Source organism: Ruminococcus sp. RTP21358st1_G6_RTP21358_211008, from assembly GCF_040908885.1.
Classification (GTDB): domain Bacteria; phylum Bacillota; class Clostridia; order Lachnospirales; family Lachnospiraceae; genus Blautia_A; species Blautia_A faecis.
Genome location: NZ_JBDGDM010000026.1, coordinates 57,102 through 63,287, shown reverse-complemented (window position 1 = coordinate 63,287; position 6,186 = coordinate 57,102). Strand labels below are relative to the sequence as shown.

3 protein-coding genes and 1 tRNA gene are annotated in these 6,186 nt (G+C 45.1%); all 4 read right to left on the bottom strand.

The window, feature by feature from the left end; all coding sequences use genetic code 11:
* Positions 1-251 precede the first annotated feature (251 nt).
* The 4 genes from AB5Z12_RS11790 to AB5Z12_RS11775 all read right to left on the bottom strand — a co-directional run bounded on the left by AB5Z12_RS11790 (position 252) and on the right by AB5Z12_RS11775 (position 6,067).
* Positions 252-1,154, bottom strand: a complete 903-nt coding sequence (locus AB5Z12_RS11790) for an undecaprenyl-diphosphate phosphatase (protein ID WP_173719467.1) — start codon at positions 1,152-1,154, stop codon at positions 252-254.
* A gap of 301 nt (positions 1,155-1,455) precedes the next feature.
* A complete protein-coding gene (gene carB, locus AB5Z12_RS11785) occupies positions 1,456-4,671 on the bottom strand; it encodes a carbamoyl-phosphate synthase large subunit (protein WP_368356904.1) in 3,216 nt (1,071 codons plus the stop codon).
* Entirely contained in the window at positions 4,671-5,747 is a 1,077-nt protein-coding gene (locus AB5Z12_RS11780; protein ID WP_148461718.1) for a carbamoyl phosphate synthase small subunit, read from the bottom strand. Before AB5Z12_RS11780 ends, carB begins: the two co-directional genes overlap by 1 nt.
* Before the next feature lie 236 nt (positions 5,748-5,983).
* Positions 5,984-6,067 (bottom strand) — tRNA-Leu (locus AB5Z12_RS11775).
* Positions 6,068-6,186: the final 119 nt, after the last annotated feature.

The following is a 6,186-nucleotide window of genomic DNA, read 5'->3' as shown; positions in this document are numbered from 1 at the left end:
TTCGCAAGCCGCGCATTTTAGGAGCGGTTTTAGTGGAGGCGAGATCCATGACTTACGGAGACTTAGGCGCGAAGGCTTTCCTGAGCGTCTTAGTCGCAGTTAGTCATTAGCTTGCCGGAACGTTGCGACGCGCGGCGGTGAATATACATTGTGAAATCGCGTCCGGGATAATGACCAACACATTAAATAGCAAAAACGCCAACCTGCAAATTTTCCCTTGCAGGCTGGCGCCGAAATTTCTTATATATAATTTATGCCAGTAAAGTCTTACCAATAAAGTAAACCAAAACCAGCGCACCAAGTACGATTCTGTACCATCCAAATGCCTTGAAATCATGTTTCTTGATATAGCCCATCAGGAACTTGATTGCCAGGATGGAAACTACAAACGCTACCACCATACCGATCACCAGGATCAGCACCTCTGTACCGGTAAATCCAAAACCGAATTTCACAATCTTCAGAAGGCTGGCTCCGAACATAACCGGGATTCCAAGGAAAAAGGTGAACTCAGCTGCAACGGTACGGGAAGTACCAACCAGGATTCCTCCAATGATGGTAGAACCAGATCTGGATGTACCAGGAATAACGGAAAGCACCTGAAAACAGCCGATGAGAAACGCCGTCTTGAAAGATAAATCTTCCAGACTTGTGCACTGCGGCTCTCTGCTTTTATTATAGTTTTCCACAATAATAAACAGAACACCGTAGACGATCAGTGCAATGGCAACAACCACATAGTTATTAAAATGTTCTTCAATGAAATCATCAAACGGAAGTGCGATCACAATGGTCGGCAGACATGCTACCACAATCTTAAACCACAGCACCCATTTCTCTTTATCGCAGAAGCGCTCCACAAAATTCAGGATCACCTGTGCCCATTTGGGCTTCTTCGCAATAGCCATCTGGGTTCTTCTTGGAAGCTTCTTTATGTAAAAAGGCCACAGCTTATTCCAATACAAAACAACAACTGCAAGGATGGCTCCAAGCTGGATCACAACCAGAAATACGTCCATAAAATCCTGTGAAACATTCAGATGAATAAATTCATCAACCAGGATCATATGCCCGGTGCTGCTGATAGGGAGCCACTCAGTAATTCCCTCAACAATACCCAGGAAAATTACCTTTAAAAGTTCGATAATATCCATTTCTACCCCTTTCTAACTTCAACAAAATGAGGACGGAGACCTGAACTTCTCCGTCCTCTTTAGTATATTACACAACTTTGCTTTCGTAAACTTGTATTTTGCATTTTTCGCAAAATTTAGCCTTTGTTTGTTACTGTTCACTGGTAACGTTCCGCGAGGCGTTTTTTGTGAACAAAGTTCACAGAAAACCCGAGAATTGCGGCGCGAAATCATGCGAATGCATGATTTCTGTGCATCGCGAAGCGCGTTACTGTGAACGGAGTGAACAGTAACCTTTGTTTAATGTCTTAGAGCGTGTTTATTACCTTCTTGCAATAGTCGCAATATCAATCAGGCTCAGCTTGTTAGCATCTGTGTTTTCCAGACTTGTTACCAGAGCCTCTGCAGTATCAAGGCTGGTAAGAACATTTACACCTGTCTCAATAGCATTACGTCTGATCACGAAACCATCCTTCTGATGCTCAACACCCTGGGATGGGATATCAATAACCACATCAATCTTATGACCAAGGATCAAGTCCATAAGGTTCGGTGCCGGCTGCTCCAGCTTGTTGGTACGGATCACCTTAACACCATGCTCTTTCAGAGTATTGGCAGTTCCTCTTGTGGCATAGATGCGGTATCCAAGTGCCTCAAATCTCTTAGCGATCGGTACAGCGTCCTCCTGCTCTTCCGGTCTTACAGTCATGATCATGTTCTTATACTTCGGCAGACGAATTCCAGCTCCAAGGAATGCTTTGTAAAGAGCCTCATTGAAGGTCTCTGCAATACCAAGGCACTCACCGGTAGATTTCATCTCCGGTCCAAGGCTGATATCAGCGCCGCGGATCTTCTCGAAGGAGAATACCGGCATCTTGATGGCAATGTGTTTTGCCTCTGGCTGAAGACCAGGCTCATAGCCCATATCTTTCAGTTTGTATCCAAGGATTACCTTGGTTGCCAGCGGTACAATCGGGATTCCGGTAACTTTGCTGATGTAAGGTACGGTACGGCTGGAACGTGGATTAACCTCGATTACATATACATCATCCCCAAGAACGATGAACTGGATATTGATCATACCCACTACATGAAGTGCTCTTGCAAGACGTCTGGTGTACTCTGCAATAGTCTCTTTGGCTTTCTCGCTGATGGTTCTTGCCGGATATACGGAAATACTGTCACCAGAGTGGATTCCGGCACGCTCAATATGCTCCATAATACCAGGAATCAGGATGTCCTCGCCATCGCAAACGGCATCAACCTCGATTTCTTTTCCCATCAGGTACTTGTCAACAAGAATCGGATGCTCCTGTGCAATCTGGTTGATCACACCAATGTACTCTTCCACATCCTCATCGCTTACAGCAATTCTCATGCCCTGTCCGCCAAGTACGTAGGAAGGACGAACCAGAACCGGATAGCCCAGCTCATTTGCTGCTTTCTTCGCTTCTTCTGCGGTAAATACAGTGTGTCCCTTCGGTCTCGGAATCTGACATTTCTCCAGGATTTCATCGAACAGCTCACGGTCCTCAGCAGCGTCTACATTCTCAGCAGATGTTCCAAGGATCTTTACGCCCATCTTGGTAAGGGCTTCTGTCAGCTTGATGGCGGTCTGTCCACCGAACTGTACAACAGCTCCGTCCGGTTTCTCAATATTTACAATATTCTCAACATCTTCCGGTGTAAGAGGCTCGAAATACAGTTTATCTGCAATATCAAAGTCTGTACTAACTGTCTCTGGGTTGTTGTTGATAATGATAGTTTCATATCCTTCTTTTGCAAAAGCCCAAGTACAGTGTACAGAGCAGAAGTCAAACTCAATACCCTGTCCAATACGGATCGGGCCGGAGCCAAGTACCAGGATCTTTTTCTTATCCGGTGTGGCAATTGCCTCATTCTCAGTGCCTTCATCACCATATACAGAATAGTAATATGGAGTTGCAGCTGCAAACTCTGCTGCACAGGTATCTACCATCTTATAAGCAGCCTTGATACCGTAATCTGCACGAAGATCTTTGATCTCTTCTTCTGTTTTGCCTGTAAGACGGGCAATGATGTAGTCCGGGAACTCCATACGTTTTGCTTCCAAAAGAAGCTCTTTGGTAAGTTTTCTGGTCTTCAGGGCATTTTCCATTCCAACAAGGATTGCCAGCTTGTCAATGAACCAGATATCAATCTGAGTGATGTCATGAAGCATGGACTGCGGCATACCACGGCGGATTGCCTCTGCGATCTTCCAGATTCTGCGGTCATCTACGATTGCCAGCTCAGCAAGCAGCTCCTCGTCTGTAAGCTGGGTAAAATCATAGGACATAAGGCTGTCCACATGCTGCTCCAGGGAGCGGATTGCCTTCATAAGAGCACCTTCAAAGTTATGGCAGATACTCATAACCTCACCGGTAGCTTTCATCTGAGTGGTAAGGGTTCTCTTAGCTGTGATAAATTTATCAAATGGAAGTCTCGGGATCTTAACGACACAGTAGTCAAGCATCGGCTCGAAACTTGCGTATGTTTTTCCAGTGATAGCATTCGGGATCTCATCCAGTGTATATCCAAGTGCGATCTTCGCTGCAACCTTCGCGATCGGGTAACCAGTTGCCTTACTTGCAAGTGCAGAGGAACGGCTTACACGAGGGTTAACCTCAATAACACAGTATTCGAAGCTGTCTGGTTTCAGTGCGTACTGAACGTTACATCCGCCTGTGATTCCAAGCTCTGTGATAATGTTCAGGGCAGAGGTACGAAGCATCTGGTACTCTTTGTCTCCAAGAGTCTGGGACGGAGCAACTACGATGGAGTCTCCTGTGTGGACACCAACCGGGTCAATGTTCTCCATGTTGCAGACAGTGATGCAGTTTCCTGTACTGTCACGCATTACCTCATACTCGATTTCTTTCCAGCCTGCGATACAGCGCTCTACCAGAACCTCTCCAACACGGGAAAGACGAAGACCATTCTCCAGGATCTCACGAAGCTCGTATTCATTGTGGGCAATTCCGCCGCCGCTTCCGCCAAGGGTGTAAGCAGGACGAAGAACAACCGGATAGCCAATGGTATTGGTAAATGCAAGACCATCCTCCACCGTGGTAACAACCTTGGAAGCTGCAACCGGCTCGCCGATTTTCTCCATGGTATCCTTAAATTCCTGACGATCTTCAGCTTTCTTAATGGTCTGGGCTGTAGTACCGATCAGTCTTACATTATGTTCTTTCAGGAAGCCTTTCTCATCCAGCTCCATGGCAAGGTTCAGACCTGCCTGACCGCCCAGGGTAGGAAGAACGCTGTCTGGCTTCTCTTTCAGGATCAGCTGCTCTACCACTTCTACGGTGAGAGGCTCAATGTAAACACGGTCTGCAATATCTTTATCTGTCATGATTGTAGCCGGATTGGAGTTCAAAAGAACAACCTCCAGACCTTCTTCCTTCAGGGAACGGCAAGCCTGTGTTCCTGCATAGTCAAACTCTGCTGCCTGGCCGATGATGATCGGACCTGAACCAATAACAAGTACTTTTTTAATGTCTTTATTTCTTGGCATTATTTATTTCCTCCCATCATATCCATAAATCTGTCAAACAGGTAACTGGAATCCTGCGGTCCCGGGCATGCCTCCGGATGGAACTGTACAGTGAAAATATTCTTTCCAACGTATGACATTCCTTCGTTTGTTCCGTCATTTACATTCACAAATGCGGGATGAGCAATGTTTTTCTCCTCAAGGTCCTTGGCATCTACTACGTAGCCATGATTCTGGGAAGAGATGTAAACTCTGCCTGTTGTAAGGTCTTTTACCGGATGGTTTCCACCGCGGTGACCATATTTCATCTTATAGGTATCTCCGCCTGTTGCAAGTGCCATCAGCTGATGTCCAAGACAGATTGCAAAAATCGGAACATCGGAATCGTAAAGTTTCTTTACTTCTTTAATAATAGAAGTGCATTCTTTCGGGTCTCCAGGGCCATTGCTGAGCATGATTCCGTCCGGATGATCTCCAAGGATCTCCTCGGCCGGTGTAAGAGCCGGGTAAATAGTTACCTGACATCCGCGCTTATTCAGGGAACGGGCAATATTACGTTTCGCACCAAAATCCATGAGGGCTACCTTCGGACCATTTCCAGGAAGGATTTCTTTCTCACGGCAGGTTACTTTTTCCACTACTTTACCAGTTGTATATGCTTTTAACTTGGGGAGAATTGCGTTTAAGTCATAATTTTCATCCACTGTGATCATACCGTTCATGGTACCTTTCTCACGGAGGATCTTGGTAAGAGCTCTGGTGTCGATTCCTGCGATTCCAGGAATATCATGCTTGGTCAAGAAATGCTGAATGGTGTCAACGCTTCTGAAATTGCTTGGAACACGGGATAATTCACGTACGATAAATGCGTCGATCCACGGTCTGGTGGATTCCTGGTCATCATAACAGATTCCGTAATTTCCTATTAATGGATAGGTCATGCATACCGCCTGTCCTGCGTAAGACGGGTCTGTCATTACTTCCAGATAACCGGTCATGGAAGTATTAAAAACAATCTCGCTGATGACTTCCCTTGCAGAACCAATGCTGGTTCCTGTAAATACATGGCCATCTTCTAATATCAGAAATGCTTTCATACAATCTCCCTTTCTTATGTCATTTTCTTTCTTATTTTATCCTAAATCTTCAAGATTGTATCATAGCAAAATGCTTTTTTCAACAAAATATGAGCAAAAAAAAATTCTGTTGTGCTGAAAAAAATTGCACAACAGAAAAAAGCTACTGGATCCGAGTCTGAATAAAAGAGACATCCTGTGCCTCACAGCCAACCTTATACGCAACTCTGGCATTCGTAACAAAAGAAAAAAAATAATGCAGGAGATGGGACTTGAACCCACACGATCTTGCGACCACAGGCACCTGAAGCCTGCGCGTCTGCCAATTCCGCCACTCCTGCATTTCTTATGTTTCAATCGCTCTCTCGCGACTGCTTGATTATAATACAACACATTCAGTCAAATGTCAACACTAATTTTCAAAAAAATTTGAAAAATTTAAAAAATATATTTTTGTATC